The sequence below is a fragment of the Streptomyces nanhaiensis genome (assembly GCF_046614825.1).
Lineage (GTDB): Bacteria > Actinomycetota > Actinomycetes > Streptomycetales > Streptomycetaceae > Streptomyces > Streptomyces radiopugnans.
Genome location: NZ_JBKJFM010000403.1, coordinates 1 through 477, shown reverse-complemented (window position 1 = coordinate 477; position 477 = coordinate 1). Strand labels below are relative to the sequence as shown.

Here is a 477-nt window from a genome sequence, read left to right as displayed (position 1 = left end):
CCGAGGTCGCCGCCCGCGTCCCCGGCGCCCGGCTGGTCCTGGTCGGCGACGGCCCCTGGCGCCGGGAACTGGCCGGGGCGGCGCCCGCGGGGGTGCTGTTCGCCGGGGCGGCACAGGACACGGCGGCCTGGTACGCGGCGGCCGACGCGGTGGTGCTCCCCTCCCGCTGGGAGGGGATGGCCCTGGTCCCGCTGGAGGCGATGGCCTGCGGCCGCCCGGTGGTGGCGACCGCGGTGACCGGCGCGGCCGAGAGCCTCCCGCCGGGCCGCGCCGCCGACTTCCTGGTCCCGCCGGAGGATCCCCGAGCCCTGGCCCGCGCGCTGGCCGCGCTGCTGGCCGACCCTCCGCTCCGGCACGACCTGGGGCTGCTGGCCGCCGAGCACGTCCGGGCCTTCCACGACGTACGGCACACCGCCGAGCGGGTCGCGCGGCTGTACGCCGAGGTGCTGGCCGAGCGGTCCGCCGCCGCGCCCGACC

Annotated in this window: 1 protein-coding gene; it reads left to right on the top strand. The window is 81.1% G+C overall.

Translation table 11 applies throughout. The annotated features are described in order from the left end of the window. Positions 1 to 477 (top strand): glycosyltransferase (locus ACLIYP_RS30820; protein ID WP_412716349.1); only part of this gene is annotated, 477 nt, incomplete at both ends.